Annotated in this window: 20 protein-coding genes and 3 tRNA genes; 12 read left to right on the forward strand and 11 right to left on the reverse strand. The window is 69.8% G+C overall.

Going from position 1 to position 19,763, the window contains the following annotated elements; genetic code table 11:
• The first annotated feature begins 200 nt into the window (after positions 1–200).
• Entirely contained in the window at positions 201–989 is a 789-nt protein-coding gene (locus tag BM290_RS28270) for an alpha/beta hydrolase (RefSeq protein WP_093618953.1), read from the forward strand.
• Positions 986–1,726 (forward strand): MBL fold metallo-hydrolase, encoded by a 741-nt coding sequence (locus BM290_RS28275; protein ID WP_093618954.1) that lies wholly within the window; start codon positions 986–988, stop codon positions 1,724–1,726. Before BM290_RS28270 ends, BM290_RS28275 begins: the two co-directional genes overlap by 4 nt.
• Positions 1,727–2,166: 440 nt before the next feature.
• On the opposite strand, the gene BM290_RS28280 is transcribed toward BM290_RS28275, so the two are convergent.
• The 5 genes from BM290_RS28280 to BM290_RS28300 all read right to left on the reverse strand — a co-directional run bounded on the left by BM290_RS28280 (position 2,167) and on the right by BM290_RS28300 (position 5,120).
• Positions 2,167–2,838, reverse strand: coding sequence for an N-acyl homoserine lactonase family protein (locus BM290_RS28280; protein WP_093618955.1), 672 nt, complete (start codon positions 2,836–2,838; stop codon positions 2,167–2,169).
• Between the two features lie 373 nt (positions 2,839–3,211).
• Positions 3,212–3,287, reverse strand: a tRNA-Glu gene (locus BM290_RS28285).
• Between the two features lie 771 nt (positions 3,288–4,058).
• Positions 4,059–4,131 (reverse strand) — tRNA-Glu (locus BM290_RS28290).
• Positions 4,132–4,181: 50 nt separating this feature from the next.
• Positions 4,182–4,253, reverse strand: a tRNA-Gln gene (locus tag BM290_RS28295).
• Between the two features lie 63 nt (positions 4,254–4,316).
• Positions 4,317–5,120, reverse strand: a complete 804-nt coding sequence (locus BM290_RS28300; protein WP_093618956.1) for an NAD(P)H-binding protein — start codon at positions 5,118–5,120, stop codon at positions 4,317–4,319.
• Between the two features lie 46 nt (positions 5,121–5,166).
• Here BM290_RS28300 and BM290_RS28305 point away from each other — a divergent pair, with 46 nt between their 5' ends.
• Positions 5,167–5,892, forward strand: coding sequence for a TetR/AcrR family transcriptional regulator C-terminal domain-containing protein (locus tag BM290_RS28305; RefSeq protein WP_093618957.1), 726 nt, complete (start codon positions 5,167–5,169; stop codon positions 5,890–5,892).
• Here BM290_RS28305 and BM290_RS28310 read toward each other — a convergent pair.
• The 4 genes from BM290_RS28310 to BM290_RS28325 are packed head-to-tail and all read right to left on the reverse strand — an operon-like array spanning position 5,881 to position 8,673.
• On the reverse strand, positions 5,881–6,675 hold the full coding sequence (locus BM290_RS28310) for a fumarylacetoacetate hydrolase family protein (RefSeq protein ID WP_093618958.1): 795 nt from the start codon (positions 6,673–6,675) through the stop codon (positions 5,881–5,883). The two genes, BM290_RS28305 and BM290_RS28310, sit on opposite strands and share 12 nt — an antisense overlap.
• Positions 6,676–6,714: 39 nt before the next feature.
• Positions 6,715–6,957, reverse strand: coding sequence for a helix-turn-helix transcriptional regulator (locus tag BM290_RS28315; RefSeq protein ID WP_093618959.1), 243 nt, complete (start codon positions 6,955–6,957; stop codon positions 6,715–6,717).
• A 7-nt stretch (positions 6,958–6,964) separates the two neighbouring features.
• Positions 6,965–7,783, reverse strand: a complete 819-nt coding sequence (locus BM290_RS28320) for an ABC transporter permease (protein WP_093618960.1) — start codon at positions 7,781–7,783, stop codon at positions 6,965–6,967.
• Positions 7,780–8,673 (reverse strand): ABC transporter ATP-binding protein, encoded by an 894-nt coding sequence (locus BM290_RS28325; RefSeq protein WP_093619333.1) that lies wholly within the window; start codon positions 8,671–8,673, stop codon positions 7,780–7,782. Before BM290_RS28325 ends, BM290_RS28320 begins: the two co-directional genes overlap by 4 nt.
• 133 nt (positions 8,674–8,806) lie before the next feature.
• On the opposite strand from BM290_RS28325, the gene BM290_RS28330 reads away from it, so the two are divergent.
• Positions 8,807–9,748, forward strand: coding sequence for a 3-methyladenine DNA glycosylase (locus BM290_RS28330; RefSeq protein WP_093618961.1), 942 nt, complete (start codon positions 8,807–8,809; stop codon positions 9,746–9,748).
• A 36-nt stretch (positions 9,749–9,784) separates the two neighbouring features.
• On the opposite strand, the gene arfB is transcribed toward BM290_RS28330, so the two are convergent.
• Positions 9,785–10,222, reverse strand: a complete 438-nt coding sequence (arfB, locus tag BM290_RS28335) for an alternative ribosome rescue aminoacyl-tRNA hydrolase ArfB (protein WP_093618962.1) — start codon at positions 10,220–10,222, stop codon at positions 9,785–9,787.
• A 69-nt stretch (positions 10,223–10,291) separates the two neighbouring features.
• On the opposite strand from arfB, the gene BM290_RS28340 reads away from it, so the two are divergent.
• The 6 genes from BM290_RS28340 (at position 10,292) to thrS (ending at position 16,245) form a co-directional block, all read left to right on the forward strand.
• Positions 10,292–11,605: a M16 family metallopeptidase gene (locus tag BM290_RS28340; RefSeq protein ID WP_093618963.1), complete on the forward strand. Its 1,314-nt coding sequence runs from the start codon at positions 10,292–10,294 to the stop codon at positions 11,603–11,605.
• A complete protein-coding gene (locus BM290_RS28345; protein ID WP_093618964.1) occupies positions 11,602–12,942 on the forward strand; it encodes a M16 family metallopeptidase in 1,341 nt (446 codons plus the stop codon). Before BM290_RS28340 ends, BM290_RS28345 begins: the two co-directional genes overlap by 4 nt.
• A gap of 84 nt (positions 12,943–13,026) precedes the next feature.
• Positions 13,027–13,308: a hypothetical protein gene (locus BM290_RS28350; protein ID WP_093618965.1), complete on the forward strand. Its 282-nt coding sequence runs from the start codon at positions 13,027–13,029 to the stop codon at positions 13,306–13,308.
• Positions 13,309–13,361: 53 nt separating this feature from the next.
• Positions 13,362–14,357, forward strand: coding sequence for an endonuclease/exonuclease/phosphatase family protein (locus BM290_RS28355; RefSeq protein WP_093618966.1), 996 nt, complete (start codon positions 13,362–13,364; stop codon positions 14,355–14,357).
• A complete protein-coding gene (locus BM290_RS28360; protein WP_093618967.1) occupies positions 14,354–14,893 on the forward strand; it encodes a GNAT family N-acetyltransferase in 540 nt (179 codons plus the stop codon). Before BM290_RS28355 ends, BM290_RS28360 begins: the two co-directional genes overlap by 4 nt.
• A 146-nt stretch (positions 14,894–15,039) precedes the next feature.
• Positions 15,040–16,245 (forward strand): threonine--tRNA ligase, encoded by a 1,206-nt coding sequence (gene thrS, locus BM290_RS28365; RefSeq protein ID WP_093618968.1) that lies wholly within the window; start codon positions 15,040–15,042, stop codon positions 16,243–16,245.
• Here the strand turns inward: thrS and cimA are convergent.
• Positions 16,228–17,817: a citramalate synthase gene (gene cimA / locus BM290_RS28370; protein WP_093618969.1), complete on the reverse strand. Its 1,590-nt coding sequence runs from the start codon at positions 17,815–17,817 to the stop codon at positions 16,228–16,230. The genes thrS and cimA overlap by 18 nt on opposite strands.
• A 246-nt stretch (positions 17,818–18,063) precedes the next feature.
• Here cimA and BM290_RS28375 point away from each other — a divergent pair, with 246 nt between their 5' ends.
• Both BM290_RS28375 and BM290_RS28380 read left to right on the forward strand, forming a co-directional pair.
• Positions 18,064–18,810: a tyrosine-protein phosphatase gene (locus BM290_RS28375; protein WP_093618970.1), complete on the forward strand. Its 747-nt coding sequence runs from the start codon at positions 18,064–18,066 to the stop codon at positions 18,808–18,810.
• A 62-nt stretch (positions 18,811–18,872) separates the two neighbouring features.
• Positions 18,873–19,754: a hypothetical protein gene (locus BM290_RS28380; protein ID WP_093618971.1), complete on the forward strand. Its 882-nt coding sequence runs from the start codon at positions 18,873–18,875 to the stop codon at positions 19,752–19,754.
• Positions 19,755–19,763 lie beyond the last annotated feature (9 nt).

Here is a 19,763-nt window from a genome sequence, read left to right on the forward strand (position 1 = left end):
CATCGACACCCTTCACCTTTACGCCGGCCAACCACACAGATGTACGGGCCAACCGCCCGGTAGTCGCCCGTACACCGCCGCCGTCATCCCTAGCGTGAGTTAGGACTTACTCGTCTAGACCCGGTTTCGGCAGCGCGTGCACGGCCGACTACGTGCCGCACGTGATTCGACAGTGGACGCGCTCCCACGAGGATCGGCTCATGAGACCGATCGTGCTTGTGCATGGGTTCTGGGTGACACCGCGCAGTTGGGAGAACCGGAAGGCACACTACGAGGCCAAGGGCCACCACGTGATCGCACCCGGCTACCCCGGATTCGAGGTGGAGGTCGAGGCGCTCAACGCCGACCCTGCCCCGATCGTGAACGTGACGGTGCCGCAGATCATCGAGCATCTGGAGGAGCAGATCCGGGCGCTGCCCGAGCCGCCGATCATCATCGGTCACTCGGCGGGCGGCGCGTTCACCCAGATCCTCCTCGACCACGGGTACGGCGCGGCCGGCGTCGCCCTCAACTCGGCCCCGACCGAAGGTGTCCGGGTGGTCCCGCTGTCCCAGGTCAAGTCCACCTTCCCGGTGCTGAGGACCCCGGCCAACCGGCACAAGGCGGTGCCGCTGACGCTGGAGCAGTGGACGTACGCGTTCACCAACACGTTCACCCCCGAGGAGTCCCGGGCGCTCTACGAGCGGTACGCGATCCCGGCCAACGGCGGCATCCTGTGGGGCAGCGTGCTCGCCAACTTCCAGCCCGGCCACCAGGACACCTGGGTCGATTACCACAACGACGAGCGGGCGCCGCTGCTCTTCGTCTCCGGCTCCGAGGACCACATCATGCCGCCCGAGGTGCAGCGGTCCAACCACAAGCACTACAAGTCGAACACCGTGACCGAGATCCGCGAATATCAGGGGTACGCCCACCTGCTGCCCGCCCAGAAGGGGTGGGAGCAGATCGCGGACGAGGTCCTGGAGTGGGCATTGCGGCACGCCCGATGAAGATCACACACATCGGCGGCCCCACGACGCTCATCGAGATCGGCGGCGTACGCCTGCTCACCGATCCGACCTTCGACGAGCCGGGCCGGCGGTACTCGTTCGGCTTCGGCACGTCCTCGGTCAAGACGGCCGGCCCCGCGGTGCCCGCCGAGTCCCTCGGCCCGGTCGACGCGGTGCTGCTCACGCACGACCATCACAGCGACAACCTGGACGACACCGGCCGGGCACTGCTGCCGTCCGCCCCGGTGGTCCTCACCACGGTCAGCGGCGCGCGACGGCTGGGCGGCAACGCGGTCGGCCTGGCGCCGTGGCGTACCGCCACGATCGGCGACGTCGAGGTGACCGCCACCCCCGCCCGGCACGGCCCGCCGTTGAGCCGCGCCCTGGTCGGCGAGGCGATCGGCTTCGCCCTACGCCCACCCGGCGCGACCTCGGTGATCTGGATCTCCGGCGACACGGTCCTCTTCTCCGGGGTACGCCAGGTCGCCTCCCGTCTCACCGTGGACACCGCCGTCCTGCACCTGGGCAGCGTGCAGTTCGGCCTGACCGGTCCGTTGCGCTACACGATGACCGGCCGGGACGCGGCCCGCCTGGTCACCCTGATCCGCCCGCGCCGCGTCGTGCCGGTCCACTACGAGGGCTGGTCACACTTTCACGAGGGCCGCCCCGAGATCGAAGCCGCTTTCCCTCCAGGCACCCTGACCTGGCTGACCCCGGGCGAGCCCACCACCGTCTGAACCCCGCCTGGTTCCCGTGCCGTCCCGCCGGCTCGAACCTGGCTGACCCCGGGCGAGCCGCCTGGTTCCCGTGCCGTCCCGCCGGCTCGAACCTGGCTGACCCCGGGCGAGCCGCCTGGTTCCCGTGCCGTCCCGCCGGCTCGAAGCAGCCCTGGGAGCCTGCCGGCTCCGACCGCGCCGCGCCTTCGGACACCCGCCTCAGCAAATACCGGCAGGGCAGGACAGCCGGGGCCGGCAGAACAGCCGGGGCCGGCAGAACAGCCGGGGCCGGCAGAACAGCCGGGGCCGGCAGAACAGCCCGGCCGGCAGAACAGCCCGGCCGGCAGAACAGCCCGGCCGGCAGAACAGCCCGGCCGGCAGAACAGCCCGGCCGGCAGAACGGCCCGGCCGGCGAACGTTGACAGCGGCGGCCGGGCTCAACCGGGGTGCCGGCGTGAGCGTCAGGGAGTCCAGACGGCGTTGTCGTGAGCGAAGACGACGCGGCGGGGGTCGAGGGCCAGCAGCGTCTCGATCCAGGATGGTGGCGTGCCGATGCCGGCGCGGTGGGCGAGGGCGTCCGAGGTGAACGCGGTGGCGTGGTCATGACTCTGCCCCGCCACGATCACCATGCCGTCGGCCGTGGTCACCACCACGGACTGATGGCCGTCGGTGTGACCCGGCGTCGGCACGATCCGAACCCCGGGCAGAACCTCGGCCGCGCCGTCCAGCTCTTCATAGCGGGCGCCCGAGTGGTCGACCAGTTCCGGAAGGGTGTGCCACTCGACGGTCCTGGCCAACGTCAGCTCGGTCCGTTGCACGAAGACCGGCCGCCCGGCCAGCTCCGGATTCCCTCCACAGTGGTCGAAGTGCAGATGACAGTTGACCACATATCGGATGTCGCCGATCGGGGTACCGGTCGCGGCGAGCGCCTCCCCCAGCGGAACCCGGTGGGGCCGATAGTGCCGATCCACCTCCGGATGGATGCCCATACCGGTATCGACCAGCAGCCTCCCGCCCGGATGATCGATCAGATAGCCAAGGACCGGCTCCACCCGGTGGGCACCAATCCCTGTCTCAGAAGACGGCCGGACGAACCATCCGAAGTCGACTCTACGAACCGTGATCTCACTCATCGGTCCCACTCATCCGATCGGTCCATAGGTCGCGTTCATCAGACTCGCCCGTCGGACCCACTCATGTGACTCGTTCACCGGCCCCACCCATCCGATCCGCTCATCCGATCCGCCCATCGAACTCGCCCATCGAACTCGCCCATCGAACTCGCCCATCGAACTCGCCCATCGAACTCGCCCATCGGCGAAGTATCGCCGCCCTGATCGTCGACGTTCCCGGAAATCTCCGCCCAGCAGAACAGTCATTGAAGGCGGCTGTTCGTGGGTGCTGTCGCAGGCATCGTCGGACAGCACCCGCGAACAGCCGAACGAACTGCAGACAACCCCGGAACGCAGATCGGCCCGCATCGCTACCGATGCGGGCCGATCTTTCTGGTAGTCCCGAAGGGATTCGAACCCTCGCTACCGCCTTGAGAGGGCGGCGTCCTAGGCCGCTAGACGACGGGACCAGAACTTGCCGTTCACCGCCCGTTTGCGGCGGCGGACTGAACTCTATCAGCACTCCGCCCGCAGCCGAAATCGAGTATCCACCCACCTCAGCCGGGGTGACCAGCACCACTGAACGTCCCCCGCGGACCCTCCCAACACCACCGATCCGAACGCCGGAATCCACCACAACGACGGCCAACCGCCCGGGGGTCGCCGCACCTGCAGTCCGACCGCCGAGAGGCGCCTCAACAACCACCGGCCCGTCCCGGCCAACGCCGTCACCAGCCAACCCGCCGCCACAAGGCAGCCCAGCCACAACCGTCGGTGCCGTCATTACCGGCACTGATCAAACCCCCGCGACCCGGCGAGGCGACCACATTGGGCCGGCGGCGAGGAGATGAGGGCCGCAACGCCGCGAGGCTGCAACGCCGCAAGACCGGCGAGACCCTAACGCTGCGAGACCGGCGAGCCCTCAGGCTGCGAGGCCAGCGAGGTGGCCGGACCGGCAAGGTGGCCAGCCCGGCACAGATGCGAAGTCGGCGAGGTGGCAAGGCCGGCCAGAGGCGAGATCGGCGAAAGGCGAGATCGGCGAGAGGCGAGATGGGCGAGAGGCGGAGGGTGGTGACCATCGCATATGCCCGGCGGGCGCGGGACGGCCGGAAGTGTCGCCCACATCGCGCGGGAGCCACGGCACGGCAGGAATTGCGGTCGGGGAGGCGTGGCGCGTACCACCGCATGGTTGAACCGAAAGCAAAACGACCCGCACCAATCGATGCGGGCCGTTCTCGATGTAGTCCCGAAGGGATTCGAACCCTCGCTACCGCCTTGAGAGGGCGGCGTCCTAGGCCGCTAGACGACGGGACCAGAACGTGCTGACTGCTTCCAGCACTGCCCTCCCCGAGAGGAGGGCTGCGCTGGGGTACCAGGACTCGAACCTAGACTAGCTGAACCAGAATCAGCCGGGCTGCCAATTACCCCATACCCCATTTGGCCCGGCTTGCCGCGCCGTGGAGAACTTTACCTGAGGCCTACCGGGCCGCCAAATCGGGTTACCTAAATAGATCCGCGTGACGGCGCACCCACTCGCCGTAGCTCATCGCAGGCCTGTTGAGCAGGGCTTCGACGGTCGGCAGGGCGGGCTGCGGGTGTTCGGCGAGTTGGGCGAGGCCGGTCAGGTACCAGTCGCCGAACTCGCCCATCAGCGAGCGGTAGTGGGCGGCCGCCTCGTCGGCGGGCAATTCGACGAAGGTGAGCGGGCGGCCGAGTTCCGCGGCGATCGTGGCGACCTGTTGGCGGCGGCTGATCGTTTCCGGACCGGTCAGCTCGTACGAGCGGCCGAAGTGATCGTCGGAGAGGAGCACGCGGGCGGCGATCGCGGCGATGTCCTCCTGGGCGATCGGCGCGCCGGCCGCGTCGCCCCACGCGTCGCGCACCTCGTCGCCGGCTCTGATCTGCGGCGCCCAGCCGGTGGTGTTGGCCATGAACTCGCCGGGCTCCAGGTGGGTGAACGGGACTCCGCACGCCTCGACCGCGTCTTCGATCGCCTGCCAGTGCAGGCCCTTCACGCCGGCGAGGTCGACGATGTGGCGCACGCCGGCGTCGGCGGCGGCGCGGCAGACAGCCGTGACGGTGGGAATGTGTGGCGCCAGATACATCCGGTCGACGCCGTCGAGGGCCGCGGCGACCCGGTCGGGGCGGTTGAAGAAGCCGGTCACCACCTCGACGGCGGGTGGGAGCGCGGCCTTGACCGGGTCGACGGTGAAGGCACGGATCCGGGTCGCGCCGAGTTCCAGCAGCTCGTCGACGACCATGCGGCCGATGTTGGCGGTGGCGCCGGTCACCAGGATACGCATTCTCGTACTCCCTACGGAAAGTCTTTCCCGTAGGGTATACGGAATCATGGAGAACTACCCACTGCTCTGGCGCCGCAGCCGGCCCGCGAAGAGGGCGGCCGGGCGCCCGCCGCGGCTCAGCGTGGACGCCGTGCTGGCCGCCGCGATCCGGATCGCCGACGCGGACGGGCTGGAGGCGGCTTCGATGGCGCGGGTCGCGGCCGATCTCGGCGTGGCCACGATGACGCTCTACACCTATGTGCCGTCCCGCGCCGACCTGATCGCGCTGATGGTCGACGACGTGCTGCTGGCCCGGGAGCTGACCGCCTCCGGCAAAGGCTGGCGGGAGCGGGTGGCGCTCTTCGCCGCGCGCACCCGGGAGATGTATCTGGCGCACCCCTGGCTGACCGAGGTGTCGCTGGTCCGGCCGCCGCTCGGGCCGGGGACGATGGCCGAGCGCGAGTTCCTGATCGCCACGATGGCGCTGGCGGGCGTGCCGGCCGCGGCGGTCAACCGGGCGGCGCTGGCGGTGACGGCGTACGTCTACGCCTTCGCCCGCGAGGCCGGCGAGGACCGGCGGCTGAGCCGGGCCAGCGGACAGTCCACCGCGTCGTGGTGGCAGGAGCACGGGGACTTCTGGGAGAACTGGTTCGACGTCGAGGCTTATCCGGCGATGACGGCCCTCTGGAACGCCGGCGGATTCGACGACGAGGGCCAGACCGCGTTCGACTACGGCCTGGCCCTGATCCTGGACGGGATAGCGAGAAGCGGGATCGCGCGGTCAGTCGAGTGAGACGACCGGGTTACGCAGCTCGCCGATGCCCTGGATGCTGACCGACACGGTGTCGCCGGGGGTGATCCGGCTGACCCCGGCGGGCGTGCCGGTCAGGATGATGTCGCCGGGCAGCAGCGTCATGACGTGCGACACGTACGAGATGAGGCTCGGGATGTCGAACACCATGTCCTTGGTCCGCCCGATCTGGCGCACCTCCAGGTTCTCCGGATCGCGGCCGACCTCGCAGCGCACCTCGATGTCGCTGACGTCGAGCCCGGTGACGATCCACGGGCCGATCGGGCAGAACGAGTCGAAGCCCTTGGCCCGGGTCCACTGCGGGTCCTTGCGCTGCAGGTCACGGGCGGTGACGTCGTTGCCGCAGGTGTAACCGAAGATCGCCTTCTCGGCGCCGGCCCGGTCGACGCGGCGGGCGCCGCTCGCGCCGATCACGACGGCGAGCTCGGCCTCCTCCTCGACGTGCTCGGTGACGGCCGGGATGCGGATCGCGTCGTTCGGCCCGATCACCGAGGTCGAGGGCTTGATGAAGATCAGCGGCTCCTTGGGCACCTCGTTGCCCATCTCGGCGGCGTGGTCGGCGTAGTTGCGGCCGATCCCGATCACCTTGCTGGAGAAGATCGGGGCGAGCAGCCGCACGTCGGGCAGCGCCCACCGCTGACCGGTGAAGCGCACCTCGTTGAAGGGGATGCTGTCGATCTCGGCCACTGTCAGCCCCGAGGAGCTGTCGCCCTCGACGACGCCGAAGGAGACTCCACCAGGGTGGACAAAACGGGCGAAGCGCACGGGATAATCCCATCTCTAGCGGTGCTGGCGTCTCAAAATCTACGCCGGTCGCGACTCCGCCCCGAGCCGCGGGAAGGGCTCCAGCGCGAACACCACCTCGACCGGCACCTCGAAGTAGGCGCAGATGCGCAGAGCCAGGTGCAGGCTGGGGCTGAACTCGCCGCGCTCCAGGTAGCCCACGGTCTGGTAATGCACCCCGAGAGCGTCGGCGAGATGCCGCCGCGAGATGCCGCGCTCGGCACGCAACATAGCGATCCGGTTGTAGGTGACCTCGCTGGCCATGGCTCCCTCACATGGTTCGGGTCAGCGCCCGCTCACGGCGGGCCGCCACCAGCGAGCCGGACTCCCGGCGCGCCATCCGCCGAAGGATGCCCGGCGCCAGCACGAGTCCCACCACGGCCCAGGCCGCCAGGACACCGGCGGTCTGCCACGGCCGCCCCGGCTCACCGGGCAGGAACGCCGAACGCAGGCCCAACCCTAGCCAGTACATCGGGAAGACCTGCGCGACACCCTGCACCCAGCCGGGCAGCACGGACAGCGGATAGAAGATCCCGGAGACGCCGGTCAGGGCGGTCACCGGAAGCATCAGCATGGCGGCGCCGCGGATGGTCTCGAAGAGCGCACCGAGAACGGCGCCGACGGGCAGAAGAGCAAGGAGCGCCAATGGTACGAGCCAGAGCAGGATCAGTATCGTGCCACCGTCGAACCGCAGCCCCTCGACCAGGAGGGCCCCCGGAATCAGCGCCGCGAGACAGCTGATCACCATCACCCCGGACACCAGGACGACCTTGCCGATCAGGTAGCCGGCCATCCCGTTAGGCGTGGCCTTGGCCCGCAGCAGGGTGCCGTCCTCCCGGTCCATCGTGAGGTACTGCGCGGTGGACGCCACCCCGCCGATCACCAGCAGCATGGCCATCGAGCTGACCAGGCTGTAGGAGCTGAGCGAGGTCGACGAGCCGGGCACCTCGGCGTCACCGATCAGCCAGAGCACCACGATCAGGATCGCGACCGGGAAGAGATAACCGATGATGTCGGCGGCGTTCGTCACGGTCTGCCGCAGCTCGATCCCGCCGCGCCGCAGACCCGCCACCAGCAGCCGTCGCCTCATGATCCCTCCGCCTCCCGGACCAGCTTCATATACGTCTCCTCCAGGCTGGCCCGGCGCACCTCCAGGTCGGCGATCGCCTCGCCGTGCTCCCGGAACAGCTCGCGGACGAACCCGGTGGCGTCGGCCGCCGCGTGCACGAACCGGCGCCCGTCCCGCGTCCAGCGGACCTCCGACGCGCCGGCCACCTGCCGGGACAGCTCGTCGGCCGAGCCGCTCGCCACGATCCGACCGGCGGCCAGGATCAGGATCCGGTCGGCCAGCCGCTCCGCCTCGTCCAGGTCGTGGGTGGTCAGCAGCACCGTCGTCGAGTCCACATCGGTCATCCGATGGATCAGATCGTGGAAGTCACGCCGCGCCTCCGGGTCGAACCCGACCGTCGGCTCGTCGAGGAAGAGCAGGTCGGGCCGCCCCACGATGCCGATCGCCACGTCGAGCCGGCGGCGCTGGCCACCGGAGAGCTTGCCGGTCACCGTGTCGGCCGCCCCGGACAGGCCGACCACCTCGAGCAGCTCGCCGACCGCCCAGGGCCGCTTCTTGTCCGGAGTGGAATACGCCTCGTAGTAGGACCCGAGATGCTCCAGCAGCTCGCGGACCCGCCACTTGCTGTGGTCACGCCACGACTGCAGGACCACGCCGAGCCGTGCCCGCCAGGCCTCGTCACCGTCGGCCGGATCGACGCCGAGCACCCGGGCGTGACCGCCGGACCGCATCCGGAAGCCCTCCAGGATCTCGATCGTGGTCGTCTTACCCGCGCCGTTCGGCCCGAGCAGCACGACCACCTCGCCCGGCGCCGCCGAGAAGTCGACGCCGGACAGCACCTCCCTGTCGCCGTAATGCATGCGGAGGTCGCTGACCTCCATCACCGGCGTGTCGACCAAGGTTCCCAACATGTCCATCACACTATCAACTATGTAGTACATCTACTACACATCGGCGTACGTCTCTCATGCCAGATTCCGTGGCGGAACTCATTCGCGCCAAACGGTGATCGTGTTGATCGCTTCGGCTAGATACATTGGTGCGATGGGGATCAAGCAGGTGAGGGCACTCACCACCACGCTGCCCTCGGTCACCTGGATTCCCCTCGCCCGGGCGCACTCCGAGCGCGCCGACCAGATGACCGCGGGCCACCGCGCCCGTCGTGCGACGGGCGAGAAGCACGCCATCGAGGATTTCCTCTACGACTACTACGGGACCAGGCCGTCGCTGATGCGCCGCTGGCATCCCGGCGTCGGCACCGGCCTGTCACCGGCGCCCGACGGTCTGGCCGAGCACGCCGGCTGGAAGTTCTACATGTCCTATCCCGACGGTGTCGTCACCCTCGATCAGGACGCGTTCATGCACGCCCGCGCCGAGAGCGTGCGCTACATCCACGGCCTGCTCACCGCGACCGCGTCCCGGCCGGTCTTCTCCGGCTGCTTCGGCCTGCACGAGTGGGCGATGGTCTACCGCGACGCCGAGCACCGGCACGAGCTGCCGCTGCGCCTGGGCCAGGCCGGCACCGACGAGGTGGTCGAGCAGCACACCATCCGCTGCACCCACTACGACGCGTTCCGCTTCTTCACCCCCGAGGCGGTCGGGCTCAACCGGCTGCAGCCCACCCGGGCCACCCAGGTCGACCTGGACCAGCCCGGCTGCCTGCACGCCGCGATGGATGTGCACAAGTGGGCGCAGAAACTCGGTCCCGCCGTGCCCGGCGCTCTCGCCCTCGACTGCTTCGCCCTGGCCGGCGAGATCCGCCTGCTCGACATGCAGGCCAGCCCCTACGACCTCACCTCCTACGGCTTTCCCCCGGTCAAGATCGAAACCCCGGAGGGCAAGGCGGAGTACGTGGCGCGCCAGCGCGAGCTGGCGCGGCGGGCCGCCGGTCTGCGCAGCCGTCTCATCCGCGTCTGTGAGGCCCTGCTCGGCGCGGACGCCGCGGCACAGAATCGCGAGGCGGTCGCGCCCTTCAACCAGCGGTGACCGATCGCCGGCCGACCAGCGCCGATTCGTCGCCGGTCAGTCCATGTCGCCGCGGCGGTCGCGCTTGGTCTGAGCGCGGCGCTTCTTGTCGGCGATGCGGCGCTCGACCGAGCCACGGGTCGGCTTGGTGGCGCGGCGGGCCCGGGGCGGCGCGGCGACGGCGCCGGCGATCAGACCGGCCAGGCGGTCGGCGGCGGCCTCCCGGTTGCGCAGCTGCGACCGGTGCTCGGCGGCGATGACAGTGATCACACCCTGCACCAGCCGGGCGCCGAGCCGTTCGGCGGCGCGCTCCTTGAGCATCGGGGGCAGCAGGTCGGAGCCGAGCACGTCCCACGACAGCTCGACCCTCGAATCGGTGGTGTTGACGCCCTGGCCACCGGGGCCGCTCGCGCGGGAGAAGCGCCACGAGAGCTCGGCCGCCGGGATGGTCAGGCGGTCGTTCACCCGTACGTCCTCAAGCACGCCGCCCAGCATCGCACCCGGCCATGATCGCGCGCCACGTAGTAAAGCCGGAATAGTGGCGGACAGGGCAAGATTGGTCGGGTGACGTCACCATCCGCACCGGTCGCCACGACCGGGTATCCGTGGCCCATCGAAACCACGCAGCTCGCGAACGGTCTGCGCGTCGTCGTCAGCGAGGACCGGACGGCGCCCGTCGTCTGCGTCAACCTCTGGTATGACGTCGGCTCCCGGCACGAGCCGCCCGGCCAGACCGGGTTCGCGCACCTCTTCGAGCACCTGATGTTCGAGGGTTCGCAGCACGTGAAGAAGACCGAGCACATGAAGCTGGTCCAGGGCAACGGCGGCTCCCTGAACGCGACCACCAACCCGGACCGGACGAACTACTTCGAGACGATGCCGTCCGAGCATCTGGAGCTGGCGCTCTGGCTGGAGGCCGACCGGATGGGCGGCCTGGTCCCGGCGCTCACCCAGGAGACGCTGGACAACCAGCGCGAGGTGGTCAAGAACGAGCGGCGCCAGCGGTACGAGAACGTGCCCTACGGTGACGCGTGGCTGCGTCTGCTGCCGCTGCTGTACCCGGAGGGCCACCCGTACCACCACTCCACGATCGGGTCGATGGAGGATCTGAACTCCGCGGCGCTGGACACGTTCAAGGCGTTCCACCAGCAGTACTACGCGCCGAACAACGCGGTCCTGACGGTCGTCGGCGACACCACGGCCGCCGAGGTGTTCGCGCTGGCCGAGAAGTACTTCGGCGCGATCGCCACGGTTCCGGACATCCCGGCCGCGCCGGACGGCAGCCTGCCCGGCCCGGCCGACAAGGCGGTACGCGAGGAGGTCACCGCGAAGGTGCCGGCCCCGCGGATCTACCTGTCGCACCGGACGTACCCGTTCGGCACGGCCGGGTACGACGCGGTCACGGTGCTGTCGACGATCCTCGGCAACGGCCGGGGCAGCCGGCTCTACCAGCGGCTCGCCGACGGCGCGCGGATCGCCCAGCCCGACTACATCGGCGCCTACGGGGTGGATCTGGCGCACGCGCCCGCCCCGCTGATCATCACGGCCACCGCGAAGGACGGCGTCGACCTCCAGACCCTGGAGGACGGCCTGGCCGAGGTGGTGCAGAGCCTGATCGACGAGCCGGTGACCGCCGACGAGCTGAACCGGGCGAAGGCGCTGCTGACCACCTCCTGGTGGCGCGGCGTCTCCACGGTGTATGGGCGGGCCGACCTGCTGGGGCGGTACGCGACCCAGTTCGGCGACCCGGCGACCGCCGCCGACCGGCTGCCGAAGTGGCTGGCGGTGACGGCCGAGGACGTCACCGAGGCGGCGAAGCACGTGCTGCGTCCCGAGTCCCGCGTCACCCTCACCTACGTTCCCGGGGAGCCGTCATGAGCCTCGTCACCACCCGCCCGGGCACCGGAGCGGCCCGGCCGTACGCGTTCCCGGCGATCCGCCGGGTCACCGCACACGGCGGCACGGTCATCGCCGCGCACATGCCGGGCCAGATCCTGGCCAGCGCGCTGCTGCTGCTCGACGCGGGCGCGGCCCGGGAGACCGACGGCCGGGAGGGCACGGCCACCGTCCTGGCCAAGTCGCTGGAGGAGGGCACCCGCAAGCGGGACTCGGCGGCGTACGCGCTGGCGCTGGAGAGCCTCGGCGCGGAGCTCTCCCCCGGGGTCGACTGGGACACGTTCCGGGTCGGCGTGTCGGCGCCGGGCCCGCTGCTGGCCGACGCCGTGCGCCTGGCCGCGGAGGCTGCCCGTACGCCGAAGCTGGACCCCGCCGACGTGCTGCGGGTGCGCGACGACGAGGTCACGGCGCTGCGGATGGACTGGGCGCAGCCCGGCCCCCGCGCCGACGCCACGCTACGGGCCGACCTGTTCGGCGCCGACGGGCGGTTCAGCCGTCCGCTGCACGGCGACCCCGCGTCGGTGGCCGCGGTGACCGTGGAGGACGTGCTCGCCTTCCACGAGGCCTGGCTGCGGCGGCCGGGGGTGCTGCTGGTGGCCGGCGATCTGGACGCGCTGGACCTGGCGGCGCTGGCCGAGGCGGCCTTCGAGGACACCTCGGGCGAGCCGCTGGGGCAGGAGGGGCCGCTCGGGGTGGCACTGCCGGCCCGGCGGCGCACGATCCTGGTGGACCGGCCGGACTCGGTGCAGTCGACGCTGCGGCTCGGCCACCGGGCGCCGGAGCGGGCCACCCCGGACTACGTGCCGATGATGCTGGCGGCGACGGTGCTGGGCGGCGCGTTCACGTCCCGGCTCAACCACCTGATCCGCGAGGTGAAGGGGTACACGTACGGGATCCGTGGGTCGTACGCGATGACCCGCCGCTGGGGCCGGTTCGAGGTGGCCGCCGGGGTGCAGACCGCGGTGACCGCCCCGGCGATCCGGGACACGCTCGGCGAGATCGCCCGCACCCAGGCGGAAGGCATCACCGAGGAGGAGCTGGAGGTGGCGCGTTCGTGGCGGGCCGGCCAGCTGTCGGTGGAGATGCAGACGCCGGGCGCGATCGCCGGCGCGCTGAGCACGCTGGTGGTGCACGGCCTGCCGGACGACTACTACGAGACGCTGCGCCGGGAGTACCTGGAGGCGACCGTCGAGCAGGTGTCGAAGGCGTCCGCCGAGCATCTGCACGTGGACGCCCTGACCCTGGTGGTCGAGGGTGACGGCGCGGTGATCCGGGAGGAGCTCGCCGAGTTCGGCGAGGTCGTCGACTCGGCGATCTGACGACGGACAGGGTGTGCGATCACACGACCGCACACCCTGTCGTACGCCTACCTGTCATGGTTCAGCTAGGCGTACGCTGTCGGCATGACGCGTATCGGGTACAACCTTCCGCGGGATCTGCTGCGGCGCATGGCCGCCCGGGCGGAGGCCGAGGGCCGCGCCGAGGGCCGCATCTCCGGCATGACCGGGGCCCTCTTCCATGTCCTCAAGGCTCGTGGCGTGGAGATCTCCGGCGACGCCCGCGACACCATCCGGAGTTGCCGCGACCCCGCTCAGATCTATCGCTGGATCAGGCGGGCGGCGACCGCCGACCGGGTGGAGGATCTGGGCGGCCCACTCGCCCGGCGACCACCGTCGATGATGTGACGTGAGCCGCGTTCTCCGGTCGGGGGTGGCGACCTGCGGATACCGTCGCCGCCATGACGATCACCGAGGCGCCGCCCGTCACCCGCCCGGCCGGGCGCCGACGCATGGTGTGGACCGGTCTGGTCTGGGTGTCCCTGGTCCCGGTGGCGATCTGGCTGGTGGCGCGGACGCTCGGGTGGTCGGCCGGCTTCTGGGTGCAGTTGCTGGCCTTCACGCCGTACGTCGCGGTCTGGTCGTTGGTCTCCGTTCTCGCCGCGCTGGCCACCCGCCGGTGGGCCGCCGCCGCGGTGGCCGCCGTGATCGCACTGGGCTTCGCGCTGGCGACGGTGCCGCGGGTGATCCCGGACGGCGACAAGGGCCCGTCGACCGGCGTCGAGCTGCGGGTGATGACCTCGAACATGCTGTTCGGCGGCGCTGACGCCGCGGAGATCGTGCGGCTGGTGCGGGAGAACCAGGTGGACGTCCTGGCTGTGCAGGAGTTCACCGAGAAAGCGCAGCAGGCGCTCACCGCGGCCGGGTTGGACAGGTTGCTGCCGTTCAACCAGCTGGCGCCGGAGTGGGGTGCGAGCGGCTCCGGTCTGTATTCCCGCTACGACTTCGCCGATCAGTCGGCCGACCGTAACGATGGAGAGTTCCAGCAGGCGCATGCGGTGGTGCAGGTGCCGGGTGCCGGGACGGTTTACGTCGAGTCGGTGCACCCGCTCGCCCCGGCGACCCGGGACATGGTCCCCGGCTGGTCCGCCGACCTGGCCGCTCAGGTGCCGGCCGAGGGTGGTGTGCCCAAGATTCTGATGGGCGACTTCAACGCCACGCTCGATCACAAACAGCTGCGCGACTTGATCGACACCGGTTACCACGATGCCGCGGACACGGTCGGGAAGGGCTGGATCCCCACGTGGGGCCCGTTCGACGGAGATCCGATCCCGCCGGTCACCATCGACCACGTGTTGGCCGATGACCGGATCGGGGTGAAAGATGTCCGGGTGCACAGTGTGAAGGACTCCGATCACCGCGCGGTGATCGCCTGGCTGACCCTTCCCGCCTCATGAGTGACATAGGCATCCGGCTGATCAGTCCCGCCGACGCCGCGGAGATGGCGGCGCTGCTGCAAGCCAACCGGGAGCATCTGGCGCCGTGGGATCCGCTGCGCGAGGAGAGCTACTACACCACCGAGGGCCAGTGGCAGATCATCTCCGACTCGCTGCGAGCCGGCAATGCGCTGCCGCACGCGATCGTCCAGGGCGGCCGGATCGTCGGCCGGGTCAACCTGTCGAACGTGGTGCACGGCGCCTTCCAGTCGGCCAACCTGGGCTACTGGCTGGACGCGTCGGTGGTCGGCCGGGGTGTCGCGAGCGCCGCTGTCGCGGCGGTGGCCGAGGCGGCGTTCCTCACTTACGGTCTGCATCGGCTCGAGGCGGGCACACTTCTTCATAACGTACGGTCACAGCGCGTCCTCGAACGCAACGGCTTCGTCCGCTTCGGGATGGCGCCCAGGTATCTGAAGATCGCCGGGGACTGGCAGGACCACTACCTCTTCCAGCTGCTCTCGGAAAACTGGTTGGCCGCCCGTCCCACCTCCTCGTAACATCGCCGGCATGAGACGCAGCGCGATGACGACGACGCCGGGAGATCCCGGCGACGAGTCGATGCTGCGCTGACGAGCGACGACCGGCCCCGGGCGACATGCCCGGGGCTTTGTCGTCCGGGGTCCCCGTGTGAAGGAGACCCACGATGTCCATCGATCACCGCCGGCTCGGCCGCGAGCTGAACCTCTTCGACTCCGACCCGCTGATCGGCGCGGGCCTGCCGTTCTGGCTGCCCGACGGCGCCGCCGCGCGCCACGAGGTGGAGTCCTATCTGTACGACCTGGAGCGGCGCGCCGGATACCGGCACGTGTACTCACCGGCCCTGGGCAAACGCCGGATGTACGAGCTGTCCGGTCATTGGCGCAACTTCGCCGACGACATGTTCCCGCCGATGCGTGTCGGCGACGACGAGCTGGTGCTGCGGCCTAGCCTGTGCCCGCATCACGCCCTGATCTTCAAGTCGCGCGGGCGGTCGTACCGGGAACTGCCGTTGCGGATCGCCGAACTGGGACCGATGTACCGGGCGGAGCGGTCCGGCGTGGTCGGCGGCCTGTCCCGGGTCCGGCAGATGCTGCTCAACGACGCGCACCTCTTCTGCGCCGAGGAGCAGGCCGGCGCCGAGGTGGCCGGGGTGCTGGCGCTGATGCGGCAGGTGCACGCGGCGCTCGGCATGGGCCCGGTCTCCTTCCAGCTGTCGCTGCGCGGCCCGGGGAAGAAGTACGGCGGGAACGACGACTCGTGGGCGCGGGCCGAGGCTCTGCTGCGCGGGGCGCTGGCCGACGCCGGGGTGGAGTACGTGGCGGTCGAGGGGGAGGCCGCGTTCTACGGGCCGAAGATCGACGTGCAGGTCGCCGACCCGTCCGGCCGGGAGTGGACCCTCGCGACCGTGCAGATCGACTACCACCAGCCGGAGCGGTTCGAGCTGGAGTACGTGGACGCGAGCGGCGGACGGAGCCGGCCGGTGATGGTGCACCGCAGCCTGGCCGGCTCGATGGAGCGGCTGTTCGGGCACCTGATCGAGGTGCACGAGGGGGCGTTCCCGGTCTGGTACGCACCGGTCCAGCTGGCGGTCCTGCCGATCGGCGCCGACCAGGACGCGGCCGCCCGCTCGTTCGCGGACTCGGCGGCCGACCTGCGGGTGGAGGTGGTGCACGACGGCTCGGTCGGCGCGCGCATCCGGGATCACCGCAAGGTCCCGTACCTCGCGGTGATCGGCGCCCGGGAGGCCGCCGCCGGCGAGGTGGCCCTCCGGCTCCGCGACGGGAGCCGCCTCGACCCGATGCCCCAGGCGGCGGCGATCGACCTGATCAAGGCCGCCGCCCGGGAACAGCGGTCAGGAAGCGGGAGCTGACGTGCGGGCCAGGCCGTACGTGAGCGCGTCGACCAGGGCGGTCCAGCTGGCCTCGACGATGTTCTCGTGCACGCCGACGGTGGTCCACTCGCGATTGTGGTCGCTGGTCTCCAGCAGCACCCGGGTCACGGCGTTCGTACCGTGGCTGCCCTCCAGGATCCGCACCTTGTAGTCGGTCAGCTCGAACGACCTGAGGTGCGGGTAGTGGCCGGTCAGCGCGGTACGCAGCGCCTCGTCCAGGGCGTTCACCGGACCGTTGCCCTCGGCCGTGGCGATCACCCGCTCGCCGCGGACCCGTACCTTCACGGTCGCCTCGGAGATCACCGTGCCGTCCTCGCGGTGCTCGACCAGCACCCGGTACGACTCCAGGGTGAACGGCCGGGCCAGGTCCGCGCCGGGCAGCTCGCTGCGGACGAGCAGCTCGAACGAGGCGTCAGCGGCCTCGAACGACCAGCCGGTCGCCTCCAGGTCCTTGACCTTCCGGGTCACCTTCGTCAGGGTGTCCGGGTGGCCGGCCAGGTCCAGTCCGAGCTCACGGCTCTTGAGCTCGATGCTGGCCCGGCCGGCCATCTCCGTCACCAGGATCCGCATGTCGTTGCCCACCACTGAGGGGTCGATGTGGTTGTAGAGCAGCGGATCCACCTTGATCGCACTCGCGTGCAGGCCCGCCTTGTGGGCGAACGCCGCGGCCCCGACATAGGCCTGGTGGGTGTCGGGGGCGATGTTGGCGATCTCGGCGAGCGCGGTGGAGACCCGCGTCGCCTTCTCCAGGCATCCGTCCGGTAGGACCTTCAGCCCGAGCTTGAGTTGCAGGTTGCTGACGACGGCGAACAGATCGGCGTTGCCGGGACGCTCGCCGTAGCCGTTGGCCGTGCACTGGAAGTGCCGGACGCCCGCCTCGACGGCGGCGACCGTGTTCGCCACAGCGCAGGCGGTGTCGTTCTGGCAGTGGATGCCGAGCCGGTCGGCGCTCACCCCGGTCATCGCCACGACCTGCTCGATCGCCTTCGTGACCATCGACGGGAGCATGCCGCCGTTGGTGTCGCACATGACGACCCGCTCGGCACCGGCCTCGAACGCCGCCTTCACGACGCTCGCCGTGTACTCCGGGTCGTGGCGGAAGCCGTCGAAGAAGTGCTCACAGTCGACGAACGCGCGCCGCCCGTTCGCCACCAGGTGCCGGACCGTGTCCCGGACCATGTCCAGGTTCTCCTCGCCGGTGGTGCGCAGCGCCCGCTCCACGTGCCGGATGTCCGATTTCGCGACCACGCAGACCACCGGGGTCTCCGCGTCGAGCAGCGCCTTGACCTGCGGATCCTCGGCCACGTCGACGCCCGCCTTGCGGGTCGCGCCGAACGCGACGAGCACCGCGTGTTTCAGGTCCAGCTCGGTCTTCGCCCGTTCGAAGAACTCGGTGTCCTTGGGCATGGCGCCCGGCCAGCCGCCCTCGATGAAACCCACGCCGAACTCGTCCAGCAGGCGCGCGACCGCGAGCTTGTCGGCGACCGTGTAGCTGATTCCCTCACGCTGCCCGCCGTCCCGCAGCGTCGTGTCGAACACCTGGTAGTCCATCGGGGAAAGTCCTTTCGATCGGTCACCCGCCGAGCACAACAAAAAGACCCCCCGCGGATGCGGGAGGTCTGCGCGTCGGCGGAGAGTCAGCCGGCGCGCTAGGTGCGAATAATCAGCACGGAGCGGGTCACGATCCGAAGCATGCCACGGGCTGCCACGACATGAGACCGAAATCCACTGGCTGAGACGACGGGAGTGACGAATTCGACCCGTCGAGCGGTCGCCGGCGCCGGTTAGGTTGGGACCGTGGTCGCCGAATCGTATTCACGAAGTCTCCCGTTCACGAAGGCCTACAACTTCCGGGACGTCGGCGGTTACGCCGGCCTCGACGGGCGGCGGGTCCGCTGGCGGCGGCTGTTCCGGGCCGACTCCCTGCACCGGATGCGCGAGGCCGACGGCGAGGCGTTCGCCGCCCTCGGCATCCGCACCGTCATCGACCTGCGCCGCGAGTTCGAGGTGCAGAAATTCGGCCGGGTCCCCGAGGAGCACGGCGTCGACTACCGCAACCTGGTGATCCGGCACGTCGACTGGGAGGAGATCGAGCACTCCACGGACACCGTGCACGAGCGTTGGCTGGCCGACCGCTACCTGAACTTCGCCGAGGACGGCCGCGAGGGCATCGCCGGCTCGCTGCGGGTCATCGCGAACGCCGACGCCGCCCCGGTCGTGGTGCACTGCATGGCCGGCAAGGACCGGACCGGCACGGTGTGCGCGCTGACACTGTCCCTGCTCGGCGTGTCCGACGAGGACATCGCCGCCGACTACGCCCTGACCACGGCGGCGATGCGGCCGCTCACCGAGTACCTGCTGCGGGCCAACCCGGAAGCGGTCAAGGGCAACGAGCACATGTTCGACTCCCCCGCCGAGGCGATGCTGCTCTTCCTCGACGATCTGCGCGCCCTGCACGGCTCGGTCGAGGCCTACGCCAAGGAGATCGGCGTGACCGACGACGAGCTGCGCTCCCTGCGGTCCCACATGCTTACCGACATCTAGGGGTACGACTATCTCGTCCAGCGACTACCCTTCGAGGAGCAACTAGGTGTAGGTTAAGGGCCATGCCCTCGCAGGTACACGAGGTCCTGATCGACATGTTCCGCAGCCGGCCTTCCCTGGCTGCGGAACTCCTCGACGGACCGTTACACGACAGCCTCCCCGCCTACGACGAGGCCCACTTGGCCTCAGCCGACCTGACCGACGTAGCTCCCACCGAGTACAGAGCCGACGCCGTCGTCACCCTGACCCGCATGGGCGAGATCGTCTTCGCGGTCGTCGTCGAGGTGCAGAGACGCGTCGACAAGAAGAAACGGCGAAGTTGGCCGGTCTACGTCACGACACTGCACGCCCGATTGGGCTGCCCAGTCGATCTGTTGATCGTCTGCACCCATCAAAAGGTGGCTGACTGGGCAGCCGAGCCGATCACCATCAGCCTTTCGCCGTCAGCCATCCATCCGCTGGCGTTGGGCCCCGCCCAGACCCCCGTCGTCACTGACGTGAAATCCGCCCGGCGAGTGCCCGAATTGGCGGTGCTGTCCATCCTCGCCCACGCAACTCGATCGGATCCCATCCCGCGGTTCGAGGCGTTTCTCTCGGCACTCGATGTCATCGAAACCGAGCGAGCGTTTCTATACCATGACTTCGTGCTCTCGGTGCTTCCCGCTGCTGCGCGCAAGCTGTTGGAGGATTACATGACCACCACGGACTACCCGTTCCAGAGCGAGTTCGCCAAGCGAAACTTCGCTGACGGCAAGCAAGAGGGCAGGGCCGAGGCCAAGGCTCAGGACATCCTCACGATTCTCGACGCACGCGGTGTCACGGTGGCCGACAAGGCACGCAAGACGATCACCGACTGCGTCGATCTCGAGCAACTCGACCGATGGATCCGTCGGGCGGCGACAGCAGCACGGGTTGAGGATCTGGACGGCTCGCTGGGCAGTTGAGGTCGCGAA

Source organism: Actinoplanes philippinensis (assembly GCF_900113015.1).
GTDB lineage: Bacteria > Actinomycetota > Actinomycetes > Mycobacteriales > Micromonosporaceae > Actinoplanes > Actinoplanes philippinensis.